General features: G+C 37.0%; 27 protein-coding genes and 1 riboswitch. Of the genes, 25 read left to right on the top strand and 2 right to left on the bottom strand.

Annotated features, from left to right (window positions below):
- Positions 1–19: 19 nt before the first annotated feature.
- The 22 genes from ACEPXG_RS12820 (at position 20) to ACEPXG_RS12715 (ending at position 22,502) form a co-directional block, all read left to right on the top strand.
- The gene (locus ACEPXG_RS12820; protein WP_391202972.1) at positions 20–1,195 is read left to right on the top strand and encodes an acetyl-CoA C-acetyltransferase; all 1,176 of its coding nucleotides are present in this window, start codon (positions 20–22) and stop codon (positions 1,193–1,195) included.
- Between the two features lie 33 nt (positions 1,196–1,228).
- Positions 1,229–3,010: an acyl-CoA dehydrogenase family protein gene (locus ACEPXG_RS12815; protein WP_391202969.1), complete on the top strand. Its 1,782-nt coding sequence runs from the start codon at positions 1,229–1,231 to the stop codon at positions 3,008–3,010.
- 219 nt (positions 3,011–3,229) lie between these two features.
- Complete coding sequence (locus ACEPXG_RS12810; protein WP_391202966.1) at positions 3,230–3,592, top strand: arsenate reductase family protein; 363 nt, start codon at positions 3,230–3,232, stop codon at positions 3,590–3,592.
- 72 nt (positions 3,593–3,664) lie between these two features.
- Positions 3,665–4,045 (top strand): glycine cleavage system protein GcvH, encoded by a 381-nt coding sequence (gcvH, locus tag ACEPXG_RS12805; protein ID WP_151700745.1) that lies wholly within the window; start codon positions 3,665–3,667, stop codon positions 4,043–4,045.
- 877 nt (positions 4,046–4,922) lie between these two features.
- On the top strand, positions 4,923–5,267 hold the full coding sequence (locus tag ACEPXG_RS12800; protein WP_391202962.1) for a hypothetical protein: 345 nt from the start codon (positions 4,923–4,925) through the stop codon (positions 5,265–5,267).
- A gap of 4 nt (positions 5,268–5,271) precedes the next feature.
- Entirely contained in the window at positions 5,272–5,598 is a 327-nt protein-coding gene (locus ACEPXG_RS12795; protein WP_391209894.1) for a thioredoxin family protein, read from the top strand.
- Positions 5,599–5,635: 37 nt separating this feature from the next.
- Positions 5,636–5,740, top strand: a riboswitch (SAM riboswitch).
- Between the two features lie 155 nt (positions 5,741–5,895).
- Positions 5,896–6,921, top strand: a complete 1,026-nt coding sequence (locus ACEPXG_RS12790; protein WP_391202959.1) for a methionine ABC transporter ATP-binding protein — start codon at positions 5,896–5,898, stop codon at positions 6,919–6,921.
- Positions 6,914–7,582, top strand: a complete 669-nt coding sequence (locus tag ACEPXG_RS12785; protein WP_391116699.1) for a methionine ABC transporter permease — start codon at positions 6,914–6,916, stop codon at positions 7,580–7,582. Before ACEPXG_RS12790 ends, ACEPXG_RS12785 begins: the two co-directional genes overlap by 8 nt.
- A gap of 61 nt (positions 7,583–7,643) precedes the next feature.
- Positions 7,644–8,468 carry a MetQ/NlpA family ABC transporter substrate-binding protein gene (locus ACEPXG_RS12780; RefSeq protein WP_391202955.1) on the top strand — a complete coding sequence of 275 codons (825 nt, stop codon included), beginning with the start codon at positions 7,644–7,646 and terminating at the stop codon, positions 8,466–8,468.
- A gap of 119 nt (positions 8,469–8,587) precedes the next feature.
- On the top strand, positions 8,588–9,553 hold the full coding sequence (locus ACEPXG_RS12775; RefSeq protein ID WP_391202952.1) for a nuclease-related domain-containing protein: 966 nt from the start codon (positions 8,588–8,590) through the stop codon (positions 9,551–9,553).
- An 810-nt stretch (positions 9,554–10,363) separates the two neighbouring features.
- A protein-coding gene (locus tag ACEPXG_RS12770) for an IS3 family transposase (RefSeq protein ID WP_391202224.1) occupies positions 10,364–11,529 on the top strand; the annotation gives its coding sequence in 2 pieces (ribosomal slippage) (positions 10,364–10,640 and positions 10,640–11,529; 1,167 coding nt in all).
- Between the two features lie 306 nt (positions 11,530–11,835).
- Entirely contained in the window at positions 11,836–12,615 is a 780-nt protein-coding gene (gene sufC / locus ACEPXG_RS12765; RefSeq protein ID WP_391116691.1) for a Fe-S cluster assembly ATPase SufC, read from the top strand.
- An 18-nt stretch (positions 12,616–12,633) separates the two neighbouring features.
- Positions 12,634–13,941 (top strand): Fe-S cluster assembly protein SufD, encoded by a 1,308-nt coding sequence (gene sufD, locus ACEPXG_RS12760; protein ID WP_391116689.1) that lies wholly within the window; start codon positions 12,634–12,636, stop codon positions 13,939–13,941.
- Complete coding sequence (locus ACEPXG_RS12755; protein WP_391202949.1) at positions 13,941–15,170, top strand: cysteine desulfurase; 1,230 nt, start codon at positions 13,941–13,943, stop codon at positions 15,168–15,170. Before sufD ends, ACEPXG_RS12755 begins: the two co-directional genes overlap by 1 nt.
- Complete coding sequence (sufU, locus tag ACEPXG_RS12750; protein ID WP_391116685.1) at positions 15,160–15,594, top strand: Fe-S cluster assembly sulfur transfer protein SufU; 435 nt, start codon at positions 15,160–15,162, stop codon at positions 15,592–15,594. Before ACEPXG_RS12755 ends, sufU begins: the two co-directional genes overlap by 11 nt.
- 21 nt (positions 15,595–15,615) lie before the next feature.
- Entirely contained in the window at positions 15,616–17,013 is a 1,398-nt protein-coding gene (sufB, locus tag ACEPXG_RS12745) for a Fe-S cluster assembly protein SufB (RefSeq protein ID WP_391202946.1), read from the top strand.
- Between the two features lie 160 nt (positions 17,014–17,173).
- Positions 17,174–18,025 carry a DUF72 domain-containing protein gene (locus ACEPXG_RS12740; protein WP_391116683.1) on the top strand — a complete coding sequence of 284 codons (852 nt, stop codon included), beginning with the start codon at positions 17,174–17,176 and terminating at the stop codon, positions 18,023–18,025.
- Positions 18,025–18,843, top strand: coding sequence for a sulfite exporter TauE/SafE family protein (locus ACEPXG_RS12735; RefSeq protein ID WP_391202943.1), 819 nt, complete (start codon positions 18,025–18,027; stop codon positions 18,841–18,843). The genes ACEPXG_RS12740 and ACEPXG_RS12735 overlap by 1 nt, the downstream gene beginning before the upstream one ends.
- Before the next feature lie 55 nt (positions 18,844–18,898).
- A complete protein-coding gene (locus tag ACEPXG_RS12730; RefSeq protein ID WP_391116679.1) occupies positions 18,899–20,251 on the top strand; it encodes a bifunctional metallophosphatase/5'-nucleotidase in 1,353 nt (450 codons plus the stop codon).
- Between the two features lie 121 nt (positions 20,252–20,372).
- Positions 20,373–21,074, top strand: coding sequence for a sporulation protein YunB (gene yunB / locus ACEPXG_RS12725; RefSeq protein ID WP_391202940.1), 702 nt, complete (start codon positions 20,373–20,375; stop codon positions 21,072–21,074).
- A 136-nt stretch (positions 21,075–21,210) separates the two neighbouring features.
- Entirely contained in the window at positions 21,211–22,146 is a 936-nt protein-coding gene (gene lipA / locus ACEPXG_RS12720) for a lipoyl synthase (protein WP_391116675.1), read from the top strand.
- A 14-nt stretch (positions 22,147–22,160) separates the two neighbouring features.
- Positions 22,161–22,502: a YutD family protein gene (locus tag ACEPXG_RS12715; protein ID WP_391123231.1), complete on the top strand. Its 342-nt coding sequence runs from the start codon at positions 22,161–22,163 to the stop codon at positions 22,500–22,502.
- Positions 22,503–23,032: 530 nt separating this feature from the next.
- Here the strand turns inward: ACEPXG_RS12715 and ACEPXG_RS12710 are convergent.
- Positions 23,033–23,299, bottom strand: a complete 267-nt coding sequence (locus tag ACEPXG_RS12710; protein ID WP_391116673.1) for a DUF3055 domain-containing protein — start codon at positions 23,297–23,299, stop codon at positions 23,033–23,035.
- Between the two features lie 85 nt (positions 23,300–23,384).
- Here ACEPXG_RS12710 and ACEPXG_RS12705 point away from each other — a divergent pair, with 85 nt between their 5' ends.
- Together ACEPXG_RS12705 and ACEPXG_RS12700 are read left to right on the top strand one after the other, a co-directional pair.
- On the top strand, positions 23,385–23,846 hold the full coding sequence (locus ACEPXG_RS12705; RefSeq protein WP_391116671.1) for a DUF86 domain-containing protein: 462 nt from the start codon (positions 23,385–23,387) through the stop codon (positions 23,844–23,846).
- A complete protein-coding gene (locus tag ACEPXG_RS12700; RefSeq protein WP_391202937.1) occupies positions 23,833–24,597 on the top strand; it encodes a TIGR01457 family HAD-type hydrolase in 765 nt (254 codons plus the stop codon). Before ACEPXG_RS12705 ends, ACEPXG_RS12700 begins: the two co-directional genes overlap by 14 nt.
- A 27-nt stretch (positions 24,598–24,624) precedes the next feature.
- Here the strand turns inward: ACEPXG_RS12700 and ACEPXG_RS12695 are convergent, their stop codons facing one another.
- Complete coding sequence (locus ACEPXG_RS12695; protein WP_391116667.1) at positions 24,625–24,861, bottom strand: YuzB family protein; 237 nt, start codon at positions 24,859–24,861, stop codon at positions 24,625–24,627.
- Between the two features lie 127 nt (positions 24,862–24,988).
- Here ACEPXG_RS12695 and ACEPXG_RS12690 point away from each other — a divergent pair, with 127 nt between their 5' ends.
- Positions 24,989–26,056 carry an NAD(P)/FAD-dependent oxidoreductase gene (locus tag ACEPXG_RS12690; RefSeq protein ID WP_391202934.1) on the top strand — a complete coding sequence of 356 codons (1,068 nt, stop codon included), beginning with the start codon at positions 24,989–24,991 and terminating at the stop codon, positions 26,054–26,056.
- Positions 26,057–26,066 lie beyond the last annotated feature (10 nt).

The following is a 26,066-nucleotide window of genomic DNA, read 5'->3' as shown; positions in this document are numbered from 1 at the left end:
GGTAAAAGGAGGAAAACTTATGCGTGAAGCAGTTATCGTAGCAGGTGCAAGAACACCAATAGGAAAAGCGAAAAAAGGATCTTTAGCAACTGTTCGTCCAGATGATTTTGGAGCTTTAGTTGTAAGGGAAACGTTGAAAAGAGCGGGGGGCTATGATGGCCCAATCGATGATTTAATATTAGGATGTGCAATGCCTGAAGCAGAGCAAGGGATGAATGTGGCTCGAAATATTGGAGCGTTAGCAGGTCTACCGGATTCAACCCCAGCTATTACAATAAATCGTTTTTGTTCTTCGGGATTGCAAACCATTGCATATGCAGCTGAACGAATCATGCTGGGGTCTTCAGAAGCAATAATTGCTGGTGGAGTAGAATCGATGAGCATGGTACCAATGATGGGAAATACCATTCGTCCAAATGCACATCTAGCTGAAACCGCACCCCAATATTATATGGGAATGGGGCATACTGCCGAGCAAGTAGCGAACAAATACGGTGTAAGCCGCGCCGATCAAGATGCTTTTGCAGTTCGTTCTCATGAACTTGCGGCAGCAGCTATTGCAGCAGGTAAGTTTAATGATGATATCGTTCCTGTCGAAATAGTGAAGCATTTTGTGGATGAAAATAATAAAGCACAAGTGAAAAAGTTTTTATTCGATATGGATGAAGGTGTACGTATTGGTACATCAGTCGAAACATTAGCGAAATTGCGTCCGGTATTCAATGTACGTGGATCTGTAACAGCAGGAAATGCTTCTCAAACTTCAGACGGAGCAGGGGCAGTTCTAGTGATGGGCCGTGAAGTTGCGGATGCACAAGGATTAAAACCAATCGCAAAATTTCGTTCATTCGCAGTTGGTGGCGTTCCACCAGAAGTAATGGGGATTGGTCCGATTGTAGCGGTACCAAAAGCATTGAAACTAGCCGGGTTATCAATAGAAGATATCGATGTATGGGAAGTTAATGAAGCATTCGCTTCGCAAGCGATTCAAGTAGTTCGTCATTTAGGAATTGATATAGATAAAGTAAATGTAAATGGTGGAGCAATCGCATTAGGACATCCACTTGGAGCTACTGGAACTGTATTATCTTTAAAATTAATCAGTGAATTAAAACGACAAGGTAAGCAGTTCGGTGTTGTTACGATGTGTATCGGCGGGGGAATGGGAGCTGCCGGAGTGTTTGAGCTATTATAAACTAATCTATCATTCAAACAGGGGGAAATGAGTATGACTGTAGTTAAGGATGTAATTAAAGGCGGAAGTTTCTTAGTAGAAGACATAGATGCAAGTCGAGTATTTACTCCAGAGGATTTTACTGATGAGCAAAAGATGATTGCTAAAACAGCAGATGACTACGTGAAAAGTCGAGTGTTACCTGTTGTTGAAAAATTAGAACATCACGAGTTTGAGCATTCGGTCCGTTTATTAAAAGAGGCAGGAGATCTAGGTTTACTTGCAGCTGATATTCCTGAAGAATATGGCGGCCTTGCATTAGATAAGATTTCATCTGCTTTAATTGCAGAGAAACTATCTGTAGCTGGTGGTTTCTCTATCACGCACGGAGCACATGTAGGAATCGGTACTTTGCCTATCGTTTTATTTGGTAATGAAGAGCAAAAACAAAAGTATTTACCAAACTCAGCATCCGGTGAGAAAATTTTTGCTTATGCGTTAACAGAGCCAGGTTCAGGTTCCGATGCATTAGGAGCAAAAACGAGTGCGAAATTAAATGCAGAAGGTACTCATTACATTTTAAATGGGGAGAAGCAATGGATTACGAATGCAGGATTTGCAGATGTATTTGTTGTTTATGCAAAAATAGATGGAGATAAATTCTCCGCATTCATCGTAGAACGTGAATTTCCTGGCGTATCCGTTGGTGCAGAAGAGAAGAAGATGGGTATTAAATCTTCTTCAACCCGTACACTTATTTTACAAGACGCCGAGGTGCCAGTGGAAAACTTGCTAGGGGAAGTTGGACGCGGTCACGTAATTGCCTTTAATATTTTGAACATTGGCCGCTACAAATTAGGCGTGGGCACAGTTGGTGGATCTAAGCGAGCATTAGAGCTAGCAATCTCTTATACAAACCAGCGTCAACAATTTAAAACGCCTATTTCTTCTTTTAATCTAACGAAACAAAAATTGGCAACAATGGCTTCAAAATTGTATGCAACCGAAAGCTTAATCTATCGTACAGTTGGATATTTTGAAGATCGTATGAGTCAATTAAGTGAAGAAGAACAAAAAGACGGAAAAGCAATTGCAGCTTCTATTGCGGAGTATGCAATTGAATGCTCTATTAATAAAGTAGTAGGATCAGAAGTATTAGACTATATCGCAGACGAAGCAGTTCAGCTTCACGGGGGATATGGCTTTATGCAAGAATACGAAGTGGAGCGCATTTATCGTGACTCCCGCATTAATCGCATTTTTGAAGGAACAAATGAAATTAACCGATTAATCGTTCCAGGTACGTTCTTGAAAAAAGCAATGAAAGGCGAATTACCACTACTTCAAAAAGCACAAAGCTTACAAGAAGAGCTATTAATGATGATGCCAGAAGAAGTTAGTGACGAGCCACTTGCACAAGAAAAAGTATTAGTAGCAAATGCAAAGAAAATCGGTTTACTTGCTGCTGGTCTTGCTGCACAACGCTTTGGTACAAAGTTAGAGGCAGAGCAAGAAGTATTAGTTAACATCGCAAATATCGCCAATAACTTATTTGCAATGGAATCAGCTGTATTGCGTACGGAAAAAGCAGTTGGTCGTGATGGGGTAGAAAAGGCACAGCAAAAACTACTATATACACAAATTTTCTGCCAAGAAGCATTTGAAGAAATTGAAAAAGCAGCGAAAGAAACGCTGATTGCATCTGTTGAAGGTGATACTTTACGCATGATGATTTCTGCTTTACGTAAATTAACTCGTAACACGCCATATAATTTAATTCTTAAAAAACGTGAAGCATCTGTTAAATTAATTGATGCAGAAAAATACATCGTTTAATAAAGATAAAAAGCCGATTCTATGTGGATCGGTTTTTTTGTGACCATTGCGATTCAGCGATGGTCAAAACCATGTGCTCCTGCGAGAAGCTCGTCGCATATTACCATTGCAATTTTGCAATGGTAAACCCGTGTGCTCCTGCGCAAAGCTCGTCGCATAATACCATTGCTTTTCAGCAATGGTATTATGATATGATAAAAAGAAAAAAGGTGAGAAGATATGACGATTCAATTTTTTGGATACCCAAAGTGTAGTACGTGCAATAAGGCGAGTAAATGGCTAAGAGATAACGGTGTTGAATTTGAAAATAATCATATTGTTGAAACACCGCCTTCACCAAAAATGATCAAAGAGATTCTAGCTACAACTAATGTAGATTTAAAGAAATTGTTTAATACGAGTGGGACAAAATATCGTGAATTACAATTGAAAGACAAGCTTCCAAATATGACAGAAATAGAACAAATTGAAACTCTTTCCTCTGATGGGATGCTTATCAAAAGACCACTTGTGTTTGATGGAGTACATTTAACGCTAGGATTCAAGGAAGAAGAGTTTGAACATATTTGGAAAAGCGTATAAAGTAGCTTGTTTTTACACTGAAAATATGTGAATATTATAAATGAATGTATAACAAATTGAGAGGGGTATATCATGACAACACCTAAAGACTTAAAATACTCAGAAGAGCACGAATGGGTTAAAACAGAAGACGGTAAAGTTCGCATTGGTATTACACATTTTGCACAATCAGAATTAGGGGATATCGTATTTGTAGAGCTTCCACAAGTTGGAGACGATATTAAATCCGGAGACCCATTTGGTAGTGTAGAATCAGTAAAAACTGTATCGGAACTTTACGCACCTATTAGTGGTAAGGTAGTAGAAGTGAACTCGGAATTAGAAGATAGCCCTGAATTTGTAAACGAATCTCCGTATGAAAATGCATGGATGATCGTTGTAGAACCTTCTAATTTATCAGAAATGGATGAACTATTATCCGCTGAACAATATGACGAATTGATTCAAGAATAATAAAGGTAGCGCCGTTCCATTCGGAATTACTTGATCAAATAATAGACATTCCAATTGATCGTTAATTGGATGTCTATTTTTTTATGGTTTTAACGACGGTTTATGGGCTTATAGAAATCAAAGGAGTTTTATAGCAAAGATTTACGGGTGGATAGCCTCGCTTTTCGGGCATATAGCACTGCTTTAGGGATTTATGGAATTGGTATGGGTTTATGCCATCCGTTTACGGGCGGATAGCTTCACTTTACGGGCATATAGCGCTGCTTTATGGGTTTATGGAATTGGTAGGGGCACATACCATCCATTTACGGGCGGATAGCTTCACTTTACGGGCATATAGCGCTGCTTTAGGGGTTTATGGAATTGGTATGGGCTTATGCCATCCGTTTACGAGCGGATAGCCTCGCTTTACGGGCGGATAGCTTCACTTTACGGGCATATAGCATTGCTATAGGGGTGGATGGTTTTAGTACGGGCACATGACATCTGTTTATGGGCGGATAGCCTCGCTTTACGGGCATATAGCACTGCTTTATGGATTTATGGAATTGGTATGGGCTTATGCCATCCGTTTACGGGCGGATAGCTTCACTTTACGGGCATATAGCACTGCTTTAGAGGTTTATGGAATTGGTATGGGCACATGACATCCTTTTACGGGTGGATAGCCTCGCTTTACGGGAATATAGCATTGCTTTAGGGGTGGATGGTTTTAGTACGGGCATATGCCATCCGTTTATGGGCGTATAGCAACATTTTATGGGTTTACGGACATCGGTGGTGCTAATGGAAAATATAATAGTTTGAAGCAATCGAGTTGATATAAACTGGCACTTTTTCATATACTAATGGAGAGTATGAAATAGGGTGGGAGCTAATGGAGTTCAGTGATAAAGTAATTCTCGTTGAAGGAAGATCAGATAAGTTACGACTTTTAAGCATTCTTGCGGAAGACCCTGAAATTATTTGTACAAATGGTACTATTTCTAATGTGAATCTAGAAGAGCTGTTAAGTCCTTTTGAGGATGTACCGATTTATGCATTTTTGGATGCGGACAAATCAGGTGAACAAATTCGCTCTGTCGTTAGAAGGGAATTTCCAGAAGCCATTCATTTATATATTATTCCAATGTATGGTGAAGTAGAAAAAACCCCACTCAAAGTTTTGGCTTCTATATTAAATCATGCTAATATTAAAGTGAAAAAAGAATTTTTATTATAGGATGATGCATGTGAATGAATGGACGCGAGTAGAATGGGAGCAAGCTAAAAATACGCCTGACCTTTCTCTTTTATATATATACACGCCAATGTGTGGCACTTGCCAAGTAGCATCTAAGATGATGCTCGTAATAAAGGAATTGGTGCAATACCCAATTGGTCAAGCGAATATAAACTTTTTAGGAAATCTTGCAATGGATTACGAGATTGAGAGTGTTCCTTGTTTATTAATCGCTAAGAATGGTAAAGTTCATGATAAGATATACGCATTTCAGTCGGTACCTTATTTATTTGAAAAAATAAAAAGTGTTGACGAGAATTTGATGTCGTGATAGAATTCGATTTACTAACAACAATTAAATAGTGTCGCTCTTATTAAGAGAGGTGGAGGGAAGTGCCCTATGAAGCCCGGCAACCGTCATGAAAATGAAATGGTGCCAAGTCACGCAAAGCAATTGCTTTGGGAAATGAGAGAATGGATGACTGTTATTTTTTATGATAACGTACACCCCTTCTGCTCTTTTGCAGAAGGGGTTTTTATGTTTTAAGAGTAGAAAGAATACATTTTCTACGAATAATGTCGCAAGGTAATAAGGTGGCATAAATACCACAAGAATAGGAGGATTTGCATGATTAGTTTGAAAAATGTTTCGAAAAAGTTTAGTACGAAACAAGGTACAATTGTCGCCGTGGATGATGTAAATCTTGATATTAAACAAGGTGAAATATTCGGGATTATTGGGTACAGTGGCGCTGGTAAAAGTACAATGATCCGACTATTGAATGGATTAGAAAAGCCGACTTCCGGACAAATAATCGTAAATAATAAAGAAATTACTTCCATAAATGAAGAAAAACTACGTCTAGTAAGACAAAAAGTTAGTATGATCTTCCAACATTTTAATCTGTTATGGTCAAGAACAGTTGCAGAAAATATTGCTTTTCCACTTGAAATAGCAGGTGTACCTAAAGAAGAACGGTCTGCCCGGGTGAAAGAACTACTAGAGCTAGTTGGTTTGGATGGGCGAGGAGACTATTATCCATCTCAATTATCAGGTGGTCAGAAGCAGCGAGTTGGGATTGCTAGAGCATTAGCAAATCGTCCAGAAGTGCTGCTTTGCGATGAAGCAACCTCTGCACTTGATCCGGAAACGACTGATTCGATTTTAGATTTATTGGTAAGTATTAATGAAAAATTGGGGTTAACCATCGTATTGATTACCCATGAAATGCAAGTCATTCAAAAAATTTGTAACAGGGTAGCAGTAATGGAAAATGGTCTTGTCGTAGAAGAGGGAGATGTATTAGAAGTTTTCCAAAATCCTCAGCAAGCCATCACAAAGCGATTTGTTTCACAGGTCTCCGAAACGAACCAAGCGAAACAGACGATACAAAACTTGGGAGAGTTATATCCAAACGGGAAGTTGATAAAACTTGTTTTTGTTGGAGATCAAACAGAGCAACCAATTCTTTCGAGATTAATAAAACAATTTGATTTAGAAGTAAATATTGTGCAAGGAAATATATCGCATACGAAAAGCGGTGCATATGGAACACTAATCCTTCAATTAGACGGTGATGCTAAAGCAATTGATGAAGGAATTCGATTCATACACGAACAAAAAGTAAATACAGAGGTGATCAACAATGATTAATACGCTTTTTCCTAATGTTGATTGGCCAAAAATGTGGGATGCTGCACTAGAAACACTTTATATGACAGCAATATCAACTTTATTAACATTTGTTATTGGGTTAGCACTTGGACTACTATTATTTCTAACTAGTCCACATCAAGCATGGGCCAATAAATTCGCTAACTGGCTTACAGGAGCAGTTGTAAATATCTTTCGGTCTATTCCATTTATTATTTTAATTATTTTATTGATTCCATTAACCATATTTCTGGTCGGTACAATGCGCGGCCCAAATGCTGCCTTCCCAGCGCTTGTTATAGGAGCAGCACCGTTTTATGCACGAATGGTATTAATCGGACTTCGAGAGATTGACAAAGGTGTTTTAGAAGCGGCGAAATCGATGGGGGCAAAAACTTCTACTATTATATGGAAGGTGTTATTGCCAGAATCGTTGCCATCATTAGTTTCTGGTATTACGGTTACTTGCATTTCGCTAGTTGGGTATACTGCAATGGCGGGCATTATTGGTGCTGGTGGACTTGGTACTCTAGCTTTTTTAGACGGATTTCAACGCTCTAGAGGCGATGTTACCTTAGTTGCAACCATACTTATTTTGATTGTGGTATTTATTATTCAATGGATTGGTGATGTAATTACATCTAAAATCGATAAAAGATAATTGGTGTTTACGAGTTTACTCGATCATATACAATAAAAAGATAAAAAGGGGAGAATATGTAATGAAAAAGTTATTAGTAGGAGCATTAATAGCAGTAAGCTTATTAGCGTTAGCTGCTTGTGGTGCAAAAGATAGTAGCAATGGTGCGAAAGAAAGTACTAAATTAGTAGTAGGAGCTTCTAATGTTCCACATGCATTAATTTTAGAGCAAGTAAAACCAATACTAGCGAAGGAAGGTATTGACCTTCAAATTGAAACATACCAAGACTATATCTTACCAAACAAAGATTTAGAATCAAAAGAATTGGATGCTAACTACTTCCAACACATTCCTTACCTAGAATCTCAAATTAAAGACAATGGCTATGATTTTGTAAACGCAGGCGGAATTCATATTGAACCAATCGGTGTTTACTCGAAGAAATATAAATCATTAGAAGAGTTGCCAGAAGGCGCTACTATTATTATGAGTAACTCTGTTGCGGACCACGGACGTATTTTATCTTTATTAGAAGCAAAAGGTTTGATTAAACTTAAAGATGGTATTGATAAAACGAAAGCGGAAGTAAAAGACGTTGTTGAAAATCCTAAAAATTTAAAGTTTGACGCAAATTATGAGGCAGCTCTTTTAGTGCAACTTTATGAAAACGGTGAAGGCGACGCAATTCTTATTAACTCTAACTATGCAATCGACGCAGGCTTAAATCCAATCAAAGATTCTATCGCATTAGAAGATAAAGAATCTCCATATGTAAATATTATCGCTGTTCGTAAAGGCGATGAAAATAAACCAGCTATTAAGAAACTTGTAGAAGCTTTGAAATCAAAAGAGATTCAAGATTTCATTCTTGATAAATGGAAAGGTGCAGTCGTTCCAGTGAAATAATAAGGTAGAAGCAGGCATGGAAATTGTGCCTGCTTCTTTTATTTTGGAAATTGGAATGCACAAAAAACAATATATTAATAGATTTAATTAATTGTTCATGCTATTCTGATTTGGAGGTGATGAAAATTATTGCTAAAATTTATGCTGATTCTATTCATATGGAAGCAATGGAAAAACTATTAAAACGATTACCCGCAGAGCATCGACTATATGTAAAGATTTTGAATGAAATTGGTGCAACAAAAGGAGGGGATTTTGGGGAAGAAATAGTATATAAAGACCTGGAAAAAATGCAGCTACCGTTTAAATATTATGTGTTTCACAAATTGTTACTGCATGCAGAGAATACGTTCGAATTGGATTTCTTACTAATCACTCCCTTTGGTGCAGTTATTTTAGAAGTCAAAAATATTATTGGCGAGTTAGAGTTCCAAGAGAATCCATCCCAGCTCATCCAACGAAAAGAAACAGGGGAAATAAAAAAATACCCTTGCCCCGCTCTCCAACTAAACGAATACAAATACCAACTTTCACAATTTTTCATGGATCATAATATTTTAGTTCCAATCTTTGGTGCTGTTGTATTCGCATCCCGAAATAGTTTTGTGAAAACTTCTACTGACAAAGCAATAATACTTAATAGGAACGAAGTCAGGCCATACCTTCGACAATTTCAAAAACATAAACCCACACTTACAATGGAAGAAATGGAAAAAATGAAAGATATTCTTCTAATGAAAAACACCCCATTTGCTAAATTTCCTCTAACTAAACATTATTCCATACAACCAGAAGAACTTATAAGAGGAGTAGAATGCAGTAAATGCGGTTTTATCGGTATGCTAAAACTTAAGCGCACATGGCATTGTCCAGCTTGCAAGACTAATGATCCCTATGCATATAAGAATGCACTAACTACCTATTTTTTATTGTACAAAGATTCTATCACCAATAAAGAATGTAGAGAATTTCTACTTTTAAACAATAGGTATGAAGCTAAACATATTCTTTCCAACTCGGATCTAATAAAACACGGCAATAACAAATGTACTATTTATAAAATGAAAAAGCCTTTCATCAACTAGATGAAGGGCTTTTATATGGAAAATAAATTAACTGTGGATAACTGATTTTACACAACACCTACACAAATGCAAGTGCTCCTAAACAGATGCTATATGCCCCTAAAGAGAGGCCATCCGCTCCAAAAGGAATCCCGTATGCCCCTACCAAATGCAAGTGCCCCTAACCGGATGCTATATGCCCCTAAAGAGAGGCCATCCGCTCCAAAAGGAATCCCGTATGCCCCTACCAAATGCAAGTGCTCCTAACCGGATGCTATATGCCCCTAAAGAGAGCCCTTCTGCTCCAAAAGGAATCCCGTATGCCCCTACCAAAAGACTACATCTATTCCTTTTATGTTTATGTTAGGAAAAACAATGATTTCAGCTCATGGTGTTACTGGTGATGGAGCATTAGTGACCATGGTAGATAAATTTTCTTCCAAAAAATAAGGTTTGACATGCTTTCAAATGGGTAGACTAATAGAGTAGTTGTTTTAAAATGTGAAAGGAATGATTCATTATTAGTTTGGAAGAGTTGCCTTATACAGAACAAATGGAACACGCGTTTAGAGGAGTTCACGGTTTTGGATATAGTGAAGTACGAAACAGCCAAGATTTACGTTTGAAGGTTGAACAACGAAGACAGCGAGATTATGAGAAGAGTGTCCAACTAGTCGCGAAAATTTATGCCCAAGCCTTTAGAGGATAATATAATAGAAAAGAAGAATCCATGGAGAAATGTATTGGACTAACCTAAAATAATGAGACAATATAAAACACCTTCGATAGTGGTACACTTAAAACAAGTACTTAAATCGGAGGTGTTTTTGCATGGGCAAAAACGTGTATTCAAGTGAAATTAAATGGGCAGTCGTGAAAGATAAAATGAGCGGTCATCTTACGACGAAAGAAATTATGGAGAAATACGGAATTAAGAATAAATCTCAAATTGAGACATGGATGAGATGGTATAGAGCGAATGAAATTCATCGTTTCGATCAACCGATCGGGAAGCAATATTCATTTGGGCATGGACCTGAATTTAAGAGTGAAGAAGAGAAGAAAGATACACAAATGAACCATTTGAAAATGGAGAATGAGATTCTAAAAAAGTATATGGAAATGGTAAAGGAGTTGAAAAACAGCTAGTTCTTCAAATCGTGGAAAAGTATCGAAAAAAATATACAGTAACGGCAATTCTGTCAGCCCTTCAGGTGCCTCGATCCACCTTTTATCGTTGGTTAGCAGAAGGTGTAGAATACGTTCGAACCAAAGCAGAAGAAGCAATCATCGAACTATGCAAGAAAACGAAATACCGCAATGGTCATCGTAAAATTAAGGCGTTATTGAAAAGAGAATATGGAATTGAATTAGACCGCAATACGGTCCAGAAAACCATGCAGAAGTATAATCTTCAATGCAAAGTGAAGCAAAAACGAAAATGGAAATCACAAGGAGAGTCAGTAGTAATTGCCCCAAATTTATTGAATCGTAACTTTACAGCTAGTAAACCGAATGAAAAATGGGTAACAGATATTACGTATATTCAATATGGTAGCGTCACTTTATATCTTTCGACGATCATGGATTTATATAATAATGAAATTGTCGCTTATAAGCTCTACAATCATCAACAGACACCGTTGGTAATAGATACGCTTAAAGAGGCATTGATAGCTCGTGGAAATCCGCAGGAAGTCATTGTACATTCTGATCAAGGGAGTGTTTACACATCATATGCGTATCAGGATTGCTTGAAGGAGAATCATCTAGTGAGTAGCATGTCCAGACGCGGCAACTGTTGGGATAACGCTGTTATCGAATCCTATCATTCTAGTTTAAAAACAGAAGAATTTTATTTAACTAAGTTTAATTCATTGAGCAATATTTGCGTTATACAACGAATTGACGAATATCTTCATCATTACAATGAAGAACGTATCCAAGAAAAATTAGGCTACCTAACACCAAAAGAATTTGGCATTGCGGCAGCCTAAAATAGGTGTTTTATATGTGTCTCATATCGCTAGGTCAGTTCAGTATCTCTATGGGTTTTTTTGTTGAAAAAAAATACATAGTGAAATTGATTCTCATTTAGGTGATGTTATTGAAAATATAGGAGGATTATTTTTTTGCATGAAGTTTAGGTGAAAGTGAATAGAAAGCATGAAATACAATCGTTTTGCATTCTAAATGAGAAAGTATTTCAAAAGATTTGCAAGGCAGTAGACTTTGGGTTAAGATTAGAATGATAATAAATTAGAATGGAATACCATTCATAGTTACCTAATGGAGGTTATTAAATGTCAACTTTAGTGATTAAGGATTTACACGTTGCTATCGACGGTAAAGAGATTTTAAAGGGTCTTAATTTAACAATTAATACAAATGAAATTCACGCGGTTATGGGTCCAAATGGTACTGGTAAATCAACTTTAGCTTCTGCTATTATGGGGCATCCTAAATATGAAGTTACTTCTGGTTCAATTGAATTGGACGGTGAAGACGTATTAGAAATGGCAGTAGACGAACGCGCTCAAGCCGGTCTGTTTTTAGCTATGCAATATCCAAGTGAAATAACAGGAGTTACAAATGCTGACTTCTTACGATCTGCTATTAATTCACGTCGCGAAGAAGGCGATGAGATTTCTTTAATGAAGTTCATTCGCGAACTTGATAGCAAAATGGAATTTTTAGAAATGGACTTAGACATGGCTCAACGTTATTTAAATGAAGGATTCTCAGGTGGAGAAAAGAAACGTAACGAAATTCTTCAATTAATGATGTTAAAACCAAAATTCGCTATTTTAGATGAAATTGATTCTGGTCTAGATATCGATGCACTTAAAGTTGTTTCAAAAGGTATCAATGAAATGCGTGGAGAAGGTTTCGGAAGTTTAGTAATCACTCACTACCAACGCCTGCTTAACTACATAACGCCTGATCATGTACATGTAATGATGCAAGGGCGTGTTGTTAAATCTGGAGGTCCTGAGCTTGCTCAAAAATTAGAAGCACAAGGATATGACTGGATTAAAGTTGAATTAGGAATTGAAGACGAGACAGTTGGACAAGAAGCATAAGAAAGGGGACGAATCAGCATGACGGTTGAAACAAAATTGGCATTAACCGAGCAGGATATCCGCTCCTTTTCAGAAAGTAAACAAGAACCAAGTTGGATGACGGAACTTCGTCTTAAAGCACTAGGTGCGCTTGAAACACTTCCAATGCCAAAGCCAGATAAAACAAAAATTATTAATTGGAATTTCACTGAATTTCCTACACATACTGTAGAAAGCAATGTGTTTGCTTCTTTAGACCAATTACCTGAAGAATTAAAAACAATTGTAAATGCAGAAGAACAAAAAAATATATACATTCAACACAATAACACACCAGCATTTGTTTCTTTATCGGAAGATTTGAAAGTAAAAGGCGTTATTTTTACCGATATTTACACTGCTATGCGTGAACATAGCGAGCTTGTTCAAAAATACTTTATGACTGATGGCGTAAAAGTTAACGAACATAAGCTTACAGCACTACATGCAGCACTTTTAAACGGCGGAGTATTTTTATATGTACCGAAAAACGTAGTAGTAGAAGAGCCAATTCAGGTTATTTATTTACACGATGACGAAAATGCATCTCTTTTCAATCATACGTTATTAGTTGCAGATGATAATAGTGTTGTCACGTATGTGGAAAACTATTTATCAACCGTAGAACATGCAAACGGGTTAGCAAATATTGTTTCTGAAGTAATTGCTAAAGACAATGCAAAAGTAACTTTTGGTACAGTAGACGTTCTAGCAGAAGGTTTTACTACGTATGTAAACCGTCGTGGAGTTACAGCGCGAGATGCTGTTCTTGAATGGGCACTTGGAATGATGAATGACAGCGATACAATTTCTGAAAATGTTACACATTTAGTTGGTGACAATTCAGAAGGACATGTAAAAATGGTTGTTGTCGGTCGCGGGAAACAAAAACAAAACTTTACAACAAAAGTTATTCATTGGGGCAAACATACCAATGGTCAAATCTTGAAACATGGTGTAATGAAAGATGAAGCATCTTCTATTTTCAATGGTATCGGGAAAATTGAATTCGGAGCAACGAAATCCAATGCAGAGCAAGAATCTCGTGTTCTAATGTTAAGCGAAAAAGCACGTGGAGATGCAAACCCGATTCTTTTAATCGATGAAGATGATGTAACAGCAGGTCATGCAGCTTCTGTAGGCCGAGTAGATCCACTTCAGTTGTACTATTTAATGAGCCGTGGTATTTCTAAGCATGAAGCAGAGCGTCTGGTTATTCACGGATTCCTTGCTCCAGTTGTAAACGAACTACCGATCGAAGGCGTGAAGAAACAGCTGACGGAGGTTATTGAAAGGAAAGTTCGCTAATGCTCAGTAAAGAGATTCGACGCTATTTTCCCATATTAAACCAAGAGATTAATGGACATCCACTTGTTTATTTAGATAGTGGTGCCACTTCTCAAAAACCCGTTCAAGTAATTGAAGCAATAAAAAAGTATTATGAATTTGATAACTCGAATGTACATCGCGGGGTGCATACACTTGGAAACCGTGCGACGGAAGGTTATGAAGGAGCACGTGAAAAGGTTCGAAAATTTATCAATGCTAAATCTACAAAAGAAATAATATTCACGCGTGGAACAACTACAGCTATCAATACAGTTGCAAGAAGCTACGGCCTAGCAAATGTAAAAGAAGGCGATGAAATTGTTATAACGCATATGGAGCACCATTCCAATATTATTCCTTGGCAACAACTTGCAAAGGAAACAGGCGCTACGCTTAAATATATTGACTTAGAACAAGATGGAACTTTATCTCTAGAAAAAGTACGTGGAACTATAACAGATAAGACAAAAATCGTTTCGATCGTTTACGTGTCGAATGTATTAGGTACGATGAACCCAATTAAGGAAATTACGCAAATTGCGCATGAGCATGGAGCTATAATGGTAGTGGACGGTGCACAAGCCGCACCACATTTAAAACTGGATGTTCAAAATTTAGATTGTGATTTTCTTGCATTTTCAGGACATAAAATGTGCGGTCCTACTGGTATTGGTGTACTTTACGGAAAACAAGCATTGCTGGAAGAAATGGAACCGATTGAATTTGGTGGGGAAATGATTGACTTTGTAGGTTTGTATGAATCTACATGGAAAGAGCTTCCTTGGAAATTCGAAGGTGGAACGCCTATAATTGCAGGTGCCATTGGACTTGGAGCAGCGATTGATTTCTTAGAAGAAATCGGACTAGAGGAAATTGAAAAGCATGAACATGAACTAGCTGCTTTAGCAATGGATAAAATGTCCTCAATTGAAGGTTTAACAATTTATGGACCTAAAGATCCTTCTAAGCGAGCGGGAATTGTAACATTTAATTTAGATGATGTGCATCCACATGATGTTGCAACTGTACTTGATATGAATGGAATTGCTGTCCGGGCAGGTCATCATTGTGCACAACCATTGATGAAGTGGTTACAATGTAATTCAACTGCGAGAGCAAGTTTTTATATTTATAATACAGAAGAAGATATTGACCAACTAGTTGCTGGATTGCGCACTGCAAAGGAGTATTTTAGCGATGTCTTCTAATTTAGATCAACTATATAGACGAGTAATTATGGATCATTATAAAAATCCTCGTAACAAAGGTAGCATTGAGGATGGTGCTTTAACAATTGATATGAATAACCCAACTTGCGGAGATCGCATTCATTTAACACTTCAAGTGGTAGATGGAGTAATCCAAAATGCAAAGTTTGATGGGGAAGGTTGTTCCATTTCGATGGCATCCGCATCTATGATGACTCAAGCAGTTAAAGGAAAGAAAGTAGAAGAGGCTTTAAAGCTTTCTACTGTTTTCTCAGAAATGATGTTAGGGAAAGAACATGATGAGACTATCGACCTTGACGATATAGAGGCATTAAATGGTGTTTCTAAATTTCCAGCACGTATTAAATGTGCAACTCTTGCTTGGAAAGCCATGGAAAAAGGCATTTCCGAAGAAGAGAAATAATATAAGAACGGAGGAAATACGATGGCAAAAAAAATGCCTGAAATTGGTGATTACAAATATGGTTTCCACGACAAAGACGTATCCATTTTCCGTTCAAAACGTGGGTTAACGAAAGAAATTGTGGAAGAAATTTCACGTATGAAAAATGAGCCCCAATGGATGTTAGATTATCGCTTAAAAGCATTAGAAATTTTCTATTCTAAACCTATGCCACAATGGGGTGGAGATTTTGGTTCATTAAGCTTTGATGAAATTACGTACTATGTAAAACCTTCACAAGGAACCGAGAAATCATGGGATGAAGTGCCAGAGGAAATCAAAGCAACATTTGATAAGCTTGGTATTCCAGAAGCGGAACAAAAATATCTTGCAGGTGTTTCAGCGCAGTATGAATCAGAAGTGGTTTACCACAATATGAAACAAGAGCTTCAAGATTTAGGTATCGTATTTAAAGATACGGATTCAGCTTTACGTGAAAATGAAGACATTTTCAAGAAACACTGGGGAACCGTAATTCCTTCTTCTGATAATAAGTTCTCTGCACTAAACTCAGCAGTATGGTCAGGTGGATCATTTATATACGTACCACCAGGTGTGAAAGTGGATACTCCACTTCAAGCGTACTTCCGCATTAACTCAGAAAATATGGGTCAATTCGAACGTACACTAATCATTGTTGATGAAGGTGCTTCTGTACATTATGTAGAAGGTTGTACAGCTCCTGTTTATACAACCAATTCACTTCATAGTGCAGTAGTTGAGATAATTATTAAAAAAGATGCTTATTGCCGATATACAACGATCCAAAACTGGGCAAACAACGTGTATAACTTAGTTACAAAACGTGCGGTTTGTGATTCTAACGCAACGATGGAATGGATTGACGGAAATATTGGATCAAAATTAACAATGAAATATCCAGCAGTTATCCTTAAAGGTGAAGGTGCTCGTGGTATGACACTTTCTATCGCGATTGCTGGTAAAGGACAACATCAAGATGCTGGTGCGAAAATGATGCATTTAGCACCAAATACTTCTTCAACGATTGTATCGAAATCAATTTCGAAACAAGGCGGAAAAGTAACGTACCGCGGTATCGTTCATTTTGGACGCAAAGCAACTGGTGCTCGTGCTAACATTGAATGTGATACATTAATCATGGATAATTTGTCGACTTCCGATACAATTCCTTACAATGAAATCTTGAATGATAATATTTCTCTTGAGCATGAAGCGAAAGTTTCAAAAGTTTCAGAAGAACAATTATTCTACTTGATGAGTCGTGGGCTAAGCGAAGAAGAAGCAACTGAAATGATCGTAATGGGCTTCATCGAGCCATTCACAAAAGAACTTCCGATGGAATATGCGGTTGAGATGAATCGATTAATCAAATTCGAAATGGAAGGTTCTATCGGTTAATTCGATAACCTTTATGATGAAGGCAACAGGATGAAATAAATTCATCCCTGTTGCCTTTTTATTTATCCTAAAAAGGAATGCAGGTGTGGAGAGGTTCATTTTTTGTCACTTAAACAAAGATAATGATATGATATATTTGTATAAATAGTGGGGTGATTACATGATTAAGGTGGGTTTAACAGGATGGGGAGATCATCCGGATTTATATACTTCCTCTGCAAAACAGAAGCTTCAAGATTATAGCTCTTATTTTCCAGTAGTAGAGCTTGATGCTTCGTTCTATGCAATCCAGCCAATAAAAAATACACATAAATGGCTAAAAGAAACACCTGATAACTTTCAATTTGTGGTGAAAGCATTTCAAGGAATTACTGGACATCTTCGGGGAGAATCTCCATTTGATTCTGTAAATGAGATGTTCCAGATTTATCGAGCGTCCATCGAACCATTTAAAGAGCATGGAAAGCTCTCTATGGTATTAGTACAATTTCCACCATGGTTTAAATGTGAAAAGGAAAATGTAGACTATATCATGAGAGTAAGAGAAGAACTGAAAGAGTTCGATGTTGCAATTGAGTTCCGTCACCAGTCATGGTATGCTCCTCATTTTAAGGATAAAACAATTCAATTTTTAAGGGAACACCAATTTCATCATACAGTTTGTGACGAACCACAAGTTGGCGAAGGCTGTGTCCCTCAAGTTCCCATCCCTACGTCAAACAAAGTTTTATACCGATTACATGGACGAAATACATATGGATGGATTAATCCAGGAAATAACGTAAAATGGCGAGAAGTTCGCTATCTATACGACTATAATAAAGAAGAGCTAACCGCAATTCAAAAAGTTTGCGAGCAATTACATAAACAAGCAGATGAAGTAGTGGTATTATTTAATAATAATTCAGGAGGGCATGCGTCCAAAAATGCAAACACTTTTAAACAAATGCTTGGCATTGAGTTTGAAGGATTAGCTCCAAAACAACTAGACTTATTTGAAGGTGGGATTTAATGGAATGGGTAGTACTTGTAGCCGCGGGTCTATTTTCGGGGATAATAGGGGCATTAGTAGGTTTAGGCGGCGGTGTAATTTTAGTTCCAGCAGTTTTGTTTTTTGGTACAACACTTGGATTAATTCCTAATATTACTCCCCAGAGTGTAGTAGGGCTATCTGTAGTAATGATGATTTTCACAGGACTTTCTTCTACACTTTCCTATACGAAAACAAAAACGGTAGATTTTAAAAGTGGATTTATCTTCTTTATTGGAAGTATACCTGGAACAATACTTGGTGCTTTTGTAAATAAAGGACTAGATCTACCATCCTTTAATTTATATTTTGGAATATTATTAATCATATTATCTACTCTTTTGCTTGTGCGAAAATATTTAAAAACTGTTAAGTGGTTTGTAGAAAACGGTAAAAAAAGAACATTTACAGATGATAAAGATACGTATGTATATGGTTATCCAATTTGGTTTGCGATAGTGTTAACGTTTGGAGTTGGGTTTGCCTCAGGTCTATTTGGCATTGGTGGAGGATCTATCATTGTTCCTGCTATGATATTATTATTTCTATTTCCTCCACATGTTGCAATTGCAACGTCTATGTTTATGGTATTTTTATCTTCTATTATCAATTCCATCACACATATTTCATTAGGGAATGTTCCTTGGCTTTATACGATTCCTGTTATTCCAGCAGCATATATTGGCGCAAAATATGGTGCAAGTTTAAATAAAAAGCTCAACTCAGAGACATTGGTGGTTGCGCTTCGTATCGTTTTACTTTTATTGGGTATTCGGTCAATTATTGCAGGTCTTATGTAAGTGAAGATAGGGTAAGTCATTGCCCTCTAAGGTTAGATATCAAAAAGGTGGGAGCATGTTGAGAGAAACAATTCAAATTTATCATACGAATGATTTGCATAGTCACTTAGAAAACTGGCCAACAATTCATCAGTTTCTCTCTGAAAGACGAGCGATGCATGATACTGTGCTTATTTTAGATATCGGTGATCATATCGATCGATCAAATATTTTCACTGAAGGTACACTTGGTAGAGGGAATGTTGAGTTGTTGAATGCAGCTAGTTATGATTATGTCACAATTGGCAATAACGAAGGAATAACTTTAAGTCATGAGGAATTGGAAAATCTCTACACGGATGCGAACTTTGAGGTCATTGTATCCAATTTTACAAATCAAGACGGAGCAATTCCTTCATGGATGTTGCCATATAAAATCCATGAAACTCCTTCTGGTATACGAATAGGAATTGTAGCCGCTACAGCTAATTTTGGCATTTATTATGAAAAGTTAGGATGGCATACTCAACAACCGATAAGTCGATTAAAAGAAGTTTGTGAGGAAATGGAGAATAAAGTGGATATTATCCTGTGTATGTCGCATTTAGGGATATCGCAAGACGAATTAATTTCCGAACAAATTCCCCAAATTGATGTTATTTTTGGTTCACATACACACCACTTTTTTGAAGAAGGAAAAATGGTAAATGGAACACTACAAGCCGCTGCAGGTAAATATGGAGCCTATATAGGTCATGTTACCTTGGATTATGACCATAGCTGTAAACGAATTATCTCTAAAAAGGCAGCCCTATATCCAGTAGAAGATCTTCATAAACCTACTAATGATTTAGAGCAATTGGAAACATGGAAGCGGATTGGGGAGCAAAAATTAGCTACTATACTCTTTCAAAACTCTATATTTTTAAAGAAAGATTGGTTTCATTCCTCTAATATGTCTGATTACTTTGGAAAAGCGCTTTTAGCATTTACAGGGGCTGATTGTGCGATATTTCCTGCAGGTATTTTCTTAACAGATTTACCAAAAGGGAATATTACTGCTAGTGATTTACATAAACTATTACCTCATCCAATAAATCCGTGCGTTATCACGTTAACTGGAGTAGAATTGTTAGAAACGATTCATCTATCCAAAAATGAACAATGGCCACTTCTCGAAGTAAAAGGATTGGGATTTAGAGGTGAATATTTGGGTACCATGCAATTTGAGGGATTAACTGAACAGAATAATGGTGACGTTTATGTAAAGGGAGAAATTATTCAACTAGAAAAAACGTATGCTCTTGCAACGTTAGATATGTTTACTTTTGGTTATTTTTTTCCTGCATTTAAATTTGCAAACAAACAATATTTTATGCCAGAGTTCATACGGGATGTTATGAAGTGGTATGGAAAACAACAAGAATGAAAAGTTAATTCACATATAAAATCCTTCCATTACATATAAGTAATTAGGGGGATTTTTTCTGTTTTATAGAAAAAAGAAACGTTTCATATTTTTTACGAATCAGCGTAAATTGGCCATTTTTTTGACTTGTTTTATACTTTCCATTGCAGGTTTATTATATTGGGTCAATAGTAGATTAACTCCTACTTTCCTTCAATACGCGGAAATTCAAACTACTAAAATTGCTTCCATGGTCATTAGTAAAGCGGTTAATGAGAACTCAAAAATTGTATTAGATGTAAATGATATTATGGATGAGGTTCCGTCTGGTAGCAAAAATATGCAAACCATGAAATTTAATACGGATATCATTACTAAGAAACTATCCGAAACGAATAGCTTAGTGCAATATCATTTAGAACAAGCGGAAAGAGGAAATCTATCCAGTTTACCTTATTTAGATGATATTGAATATGATGAGCATGCAATGGAAGACAAAGGTGGAGTGGTGTTTTATGTTCCATTGGCAGAAGCAACTAATATTCCGCTTATTGGTAACTTAGGTCCGAAAATTCCCATAAGATTTCATGTAATAGGAAATGTACAATCTACGGTAGAATCGAGCATTACAGAGTTTGGGATTAACAGTGCCTTAGTTGAAATAAAGATTCGAATAAAAGTAAATGTCCAAATTATTGTGCCACTCGCAAGTAAAATGAGTGAAGTTGAGCAAACAATTCCAGTGGCAATGGGATTAGTCCAAGGGCAGGTTCCAAATTTTTACACGAAAGGAGAGGGGATCCGCCCTTCAGTGGAAATACCTAATACAACTCCAAACAATTAAGTAGGGTATATAATATACCCTTTTTTTCTATGAGAAAACTAGGTTTTCGAGATATGATTAGGTTGTTTGAAATTAAATAATATGTTACATTGTCAACAGTGTAGTTAGTTTTTTTTAGAATGGGGTCGAAAAAATAATGACATCGTGTAAACCAACGAAAACAGAGCATCAACGTAAGCCTGATTGGCTAAAAATAAAGTTAAATACAAATGAAGACTATAAAGGTCTAAAAAAGTTAATGCGTGAAAACAATTTACATACAGTTTGTGAAGAAGCAAGATGTCCAAATATTCACGAATGCTGGGGTTCACGTCGAACAGCTACTTTCATGATTCTTGGAGCAGTTTGTACGCGTGCATGCCGTTTTTGTGCAGTCAAAACAGGTCTTCCAACGGAGCTAGATTTAGCAGAACCAGAACGTGTGGCAGATTCTGTTGTTATTATGAACTTAAAGCATGTTGTCGTTACAGCAGTTGCTCGTGATGATCTAAAAGACGGCGGTTCCGAAGTATTTGCTGAAACGATTCGTGCTATTCGCCGTAAAAACCCATTTACTTCTATTGAAGTATTACCTTCTGATATGGGTGGAATTGAACAGAATATCCGTAACATTATGGATGCGAAACCAGATATTTTGAATCATAATATCGAGACAGTGCGCCGTTTAACTCCTAGAGTACGTGCAAGAGCAAAATACGATCGATCACTGGAGTTATTACGTCGTGCAAAAGAAATGCAACCAACTATTCCTACTAAATCTTCTTTAATGTTAGGTTTAGGAGAAACGCATGAAGAAATATTAGAAGTAATGGATGACTTACGTGCAAATAACGTAGACATTATGACAATTGGTCAGTATTTACAACCATCGAAAAAACACTTACCAGTGTTAAAATATTATTCACCTGCTGAGTTTGGTGAATTACGTAAAATTGCAATGAGTAAAGGATTCTCACATTGTGAAGCTGGCCCTCTTGTAAGAAGTAGTTATCATGCAGATGAACAAGTGAATGCTGCTGCGAAACAAAGACAAGCACAAGGTGAGGAACAACTCGCTACTCAAAATAGCTAATGGATGGTGATGGAGTGATTATTGCTGAGGGATACACATATGAAGTCGTAGAGGATTACCGTGAAGCATTTAAAGAAGAAGCTTTTTTAGAAAGATATAGTGAAATATTATCTAAATACGACTATATTATGGGAGACTGGGGATACAATCAACTCCGATTAAAGGGCTTTTTTGAGGATCGAAATAATAAAGCTACATTTGATACAAAAATAAGTACAATGAAAGATTACTTGTATGAATATTGTAATTTTGGCTGCGCATATTTTTTAATAAAAAAAACAGGTGTTGCACCAAAAATAGTGCCAGTTGAAACAGATGAATTAGAACAAGAAAACATTGAGCAGAATCATTTATGATCTGCTCAATGTTTTTTTTATGCTATGAACAGGTTGATTTCCACTGCAGGTGTACGCTTTCCGCGGGCTGTTCGTGAGCCTCCTCGCTTCGTTGTAGGGTCTCACCTGGACACGCTTTTCCCGAGTCGCCGCCTTCCGCTCAAATCAACAGTGCTAAAAATGTAAGGGAATATGCTTCTGGTACTTACCTTTGTTTAAGAATATAGCAAGCAGAAACAGAGAAAAAAATAAGTTGTATCTATTGATAAAGAAGCGCTGAGCGGACGAAATTGACTCTTCGTCCGCTTTTAAAAGAGTAGAAAAGGATTCATTCTCTCATTAACCAAACCTAATGCACCATTTCTCCACATATTTCAAGAGGGCAACGGACAAACATCCGCCACAAGATTATCGAAAAAAGAGGATTTGGAAGTGACGCAGTCACTTCCAGATCCTCCATAAAAGTCTTCGTTAATAGTGTAGCCAATGTTTAGTCCAAAGCACTTGGGAATTGGTGATGAACTGGTGCACTAAAAGGACGCTTGCGTATTCTAATTTAGTAATTCTCTTAAGTAATCCCTTAATTCCTCTGCTTCGACTTCGGTTCTATTATATATATGCTCTAAATAACCTGGTTCTTCTAAATCATCAGGTCCTAAAATAGCAGCTCGGCCATATTGGATATCCATCACGAGAACTTTTCCGAAAAAGCGAGAACTTTGTACAACAGCTAAATCATAGCGTTGAGAATCACCCGTAAATCCAACGAACCTTGTTTTTGTATCTTCTACATCATCATACAAGAAAAATCGTTCCACTATGTAACACTCCTTCCTATCCTTTAAATATGGTACTATAGAATAGAACTTAATATCAACCGAACAAAAATTAGGAGGCATTTCGATGTATTTTGTGGATCGAAAAAAAATAAAAACGACTATTACTCATATGAATGCATTAATTAAATTACTCGAAGATAGAACAGACTGGAATCAAGATGAAGTGTCGAAGCTAGCACTTGAACGGCTCGGCCAAAATTTGATTGAGTCCATTATAGATATAGGAAACTCCATGATTGACGGTTTCATCATGCGAGATCCAGGCGGTTACGATGACATTATAGACATTTTGACAGACGAAAAAGTAATAACAACAGCGATGGATGCTCCTTTAAAAGAAGTAATTGATTATAGAAAAGTACTTGTCCGTGATTTTCATTCCATCGATCATACGCAATTAGCACAAGTATTACTTTCTAATCTTCCTTATTTAAAACAATTTCCATCAATGGTGGAGAATTATTTAGAGAATGAATTAGGTCCTGTCTCCGCTTTTTTACCAGAGGATTCTAATGTCACATTATAAGGCCTATTGTTTAGATTTAGATGGCACTGTATATAAAGGGAAGACTCCTATAAAAGAAGCAATTGAATTTGTTCACCATTTACAAGGAAAAGGAATTGATCCTTTTTTTGTGACGAACAATTCTTCCATGACACAAAAACAATTACAGCAAAAGCTTGTGCATATGGATATCCATACGAATGAAGATCATATAATCTCTTCTTCTATTGCAGCTGCTAATTATATTGATGAACATTATCATGGGAAGTCTGTGTTTATGATTGGAGAAAATGGATTACAAGATGCGCTAGACATGAAACGAATTGACCGAACAGAAGAGTTAGCTGATGTCGTTGTGATGGGAATTGATCATGACATCAATTATGACAAGCTTGCCAATGCTTGTCTCTCGGTTCGTGCAGGAGCAGTATTTTTATCTACAAATAGTGATCATGCTTTCCCTACTGAGAGAGGATTTCTACCTGGAAATGGAGCTTTCACAAAACTTGTAGAACACTCAACTGGTGTGGAAGCCCTATTTATGGGGAAACCGCAACCGTTTATGTTGGAACTTATTCTAAAAGAATATGGCTTTCATAAAGACGAAATGGTTATGATTGGTGATAATTACGAGACAGATATTTTGACAGGAATTCGGATGGGCATTCATACGGCCCATGTCAATAGCGGAGTCACTCTAACAGAAGATGTGCAGCAACAGGTGGAGAAACCAACATACCTACTGCAATCTTTAAGTGAATGGATAAAGTAAAAAGACTGCAGATTACTCTGCAGTCTTTTAAAATAAAGGATTTTCCTCGATGTATTTATATATGTTTTTTACAAGTTCACTAGGCGTTTCTGCTTCCACCACATCACCGTTTACAATAGCAAAAAAAGTTTCAGAACACAGTGAGCAGTAGCTTAAACAACCATACTCTAATACATCTAAATTGGGGTCTTGTTCCAAAATATCAAATGCTTCCTGAGAACCATTTGCAAGGTTGCTTATACAAAATTCAACCATTGGATTCATAGTTGTCACCTCATTACTCCGTCATGCTACTCTATTTTAATTCATCCGTCAATTTAGAAGTCTTATTGTGAAAACCATCACAATCATTTATAATTTGAAGAGACATTGAAAGTTGAGGGATAATATTATGCGAAAATTAGTATTGTTAGGTGGAGGATACGGTAATATGCGCGTTTTACTTCGCTTATTGCCAAACAATTTACCAGATGATGTAGAAATCACATTAATAGACCGAACGCCATTTCATAGTTTGAAGACAGAATTTTATGCGTTGGCAGCTGGAACATCTCCAGATAATGAAATCCGTGTGGCATTTCCTGAAAACCAAAAATTAACGATTAAATATGGTGAAATTCTAGAAATTGATGTGGAAAGTAAAGAAGTATTGTTAGCAGATGGACAAGCAATTAAATACGATGATTTAATAATCGGTCTTGGTTGTGAGGATAAATATCACGGAGTACCTGGTGCGGATGAATTTACGTATAGTATTCAAACGATTGGACGTTCTCGTGATACTTACAGCAAGCTAGGAGGTTTACAGTCAGGCTCTGTTGTAGGAATTGTTGGAGCTGGCCTAAGTGGAATTGAGCTTGCTAGTGAACTGCGTGAAAGTCGTCCAGATTTAAGAATTAAATTATTTGACCGCAGTCCACGTGTATTAAGAGATTTTCCAGAGCGTTTAAGTAATTATGTGAAAAAATGGTTTGATTCAAATGATGTAGAAATTGTGAGCAACTCAAATATAACAAAAGTTGAAACAAATAAATTATACAATCATGAAGAAATAATACCTGTGGATGTTGTCGTTTGGACAGCAGGGATTCAACCAGCTGCTCCTGTACGCGCGTTACCTGGCGAAAAAGATAGTTCTGGTCGTGTCGTATTAACGCAATATCATGATTTACCTGGATATGAAAATGTATTCGTAGTAGGAGATTGTGCATCCCTTGCTTTTGCACCAAGTGCTCAACTTGCAGAAGAACAAGCAGAACAAATCGTGAAAGTATTACAAGCACGTTGGAAGAACTTTCCTCTGCCAGAAAAAATGCCTGAAATTAAACTAAAAGGTTTTATGGGATCCCTTGGGAAGAAACAAGGCTTTGCTTACTTAGCAGATATTTCAGTGACCGGGCGCATTGCTAGGCTGATGAAATCTGGATTGCTGTGGATGTATAAGCGTCATAATGGATAAAAAAAGCTTC

Source organism: Psychrobacillus sp. L4, assembly GCF_042944905.1.
GTDB lineage: Bacteria > Bacillota > Bacilli > Bacillales_A > Planococcaceae > Psychrobacillus.
This window is presented reverse-complemented; position numbering and strand designations above follow the sequence as displayed.

Bases quoted from the DNA above. Each gene is read 5' to 3' on its own strand.
- ACEPXG_RS12820 (WP_391202972.1), top strand. From the start codon at position 20: ATGCGTGAAGCAGTTATCGTAGCAGGTGCAAGAACACCAATAGGAAAA.
- ACEPXG_RS12815 (WP_391202969.1), top strand. From the start codon at position 1,229: ATGACTGTAGTTAAGGATGTAATTAAAGGCGGAAGTTTCTTAGTAGAA.
- ACEPXG_RS12810 (WP_391202966.1), top strand. From the start codon at position 3,230: ATGACGATTCAATTTTTTGGATACCCAAAGTGTAGTACGTGCAATAAG.
- gcvH (WP_151700745.1), top strand. From the start codon at position 3,665: ATGACAACACCTAAAGACTTAAAATACTCAGAAGAGCACGAATGGGTT.
- ACEPXG_RS12800 (WP_391202962.1), top strand. From the start codon at position 4,923: ATGGAGTTCAGTGATAAAGTAATTCTCGTTGAAGGAAGATCAGATAAG.
- ACEPXG_RS12795 (WP_391209894.1), top strand. From the start codon at position 5,272: ATGCATGTGAATGAATGGACGCGAGTAGAATGGGAGCAAGCTAAAAAT.
- ACEPXG_RS12790 (WP_391202959.1), top strand. From the start codon at position 5,896: ATGATTAGTTTGAAAAATGTTTCGAAAAAGTTTAGTACGAAACAAGGT.
- ACEPXG_RS12785 (WP_391116699.1), top strand. From the start codon at position 6,914: ATGATTAATACGCTTTTTCCTAATGTTGATTGGCCAAAAATGTGGGAT.
- ACEPXG_RS12780 (WP_391202955.1), top strand. From the start codon at position 7,644: ATGAAAAAGTTATTAGTAGGAGCATTAATAGCAGTAAGCTTATTAGCG.
- ACEPXG_RS12775 (WP_391202952.1), top strand. From the start codon at position 8,588: ATGAAAATTATTGCTAAAATTTATGCTGATTCTATTCATATGGAAGCA.
- sufC (WP_391116691.1), top strand. From the start codon at position 11,836: ATGTCAACTTTAGTGATTAAGGATTTACACGTTGCTATCGACGGTAAA.
- sufD (WP_391116689.1), top strand. From the start codon at position 12,634: ATGACGGTTGAAACAAAATTGGCATTAACCGAGCAGGATATCCGCTCC.
- ACEPXG_RS12755 (WP_391202949.1), top strand. From the start codon at position 13,941: ATGCTCAGTAAAGAGATTCGACGCTATTTTCCCATATTAAACCAAGAG.
- sufU (WP_391116685.1), top strand. From the start codon at position 15,160: ATGTCTTCTAATTTAGATCAACTATATAGACGAGTAATTATGGATCAT.
- sufB (WP_391202946.1), top strand. From the start codon at position 15,616: ATGGCAAAAAAAATGCCTGAAATTGGTGATTACAAATATGGTTTCCAC.
- ACEPXG_RS12740 (WP_391116683.1), top strand. From the start codon at position 17,174: ATGATTAAGGTGGGTTTAACAGGATGGGGAGATCATCCGGATTTATAT.
- ACEPXG_RS12735 (WP_391202943.1), top strand. From the start codon at position 18,025: ATGGAATGGGTAGTACTTGTAGCCGCGGGTCTATTTTCGGGGATAATA.
- ACEPXG_RS12730 (WP_391116679.1), top strand. From the start codon at position 18,899: ATGTTGAGAGAAACAATTCAAATTTATCATACGAATGATTTGCATAGT.
- lipA (WP_391116675.1), top strand. From the start codon at position 21,211: ATGACATCGTGTAAACCAACGAAAACAGAGCATCAACGTAAGCCTGAT.
- ACEPXG_RS12705 (WP_391116671.1), top strand. From the start codon at position 23,385: ATGTATTTTGTGGATCGAAAAAAAATAAAAACGACTATTACTCATATG.
- ACEPXG_RS12700 (WP_391202937.1), top strand. From the start codon at position 23,833: ATGTCACATTATAAGGCCTATTGTTTAGATTTAGATGGCACTGTATAT.
- ACEPXG_RS12695 (WP_391116667.1), bottom strand. From the start codon at position 24,861: ATGAATCCAATGGTTGAATTTTGTATAAGCAACCTTGCAAATGGTTCT.
- ACEPXG_RS12690 (WP_391202934.1), top strand. From the start codon at position 24,989: ATGCGAAAATTAGTATTGTTAGGTGGAGGATACGGTAATATGCGCGTT.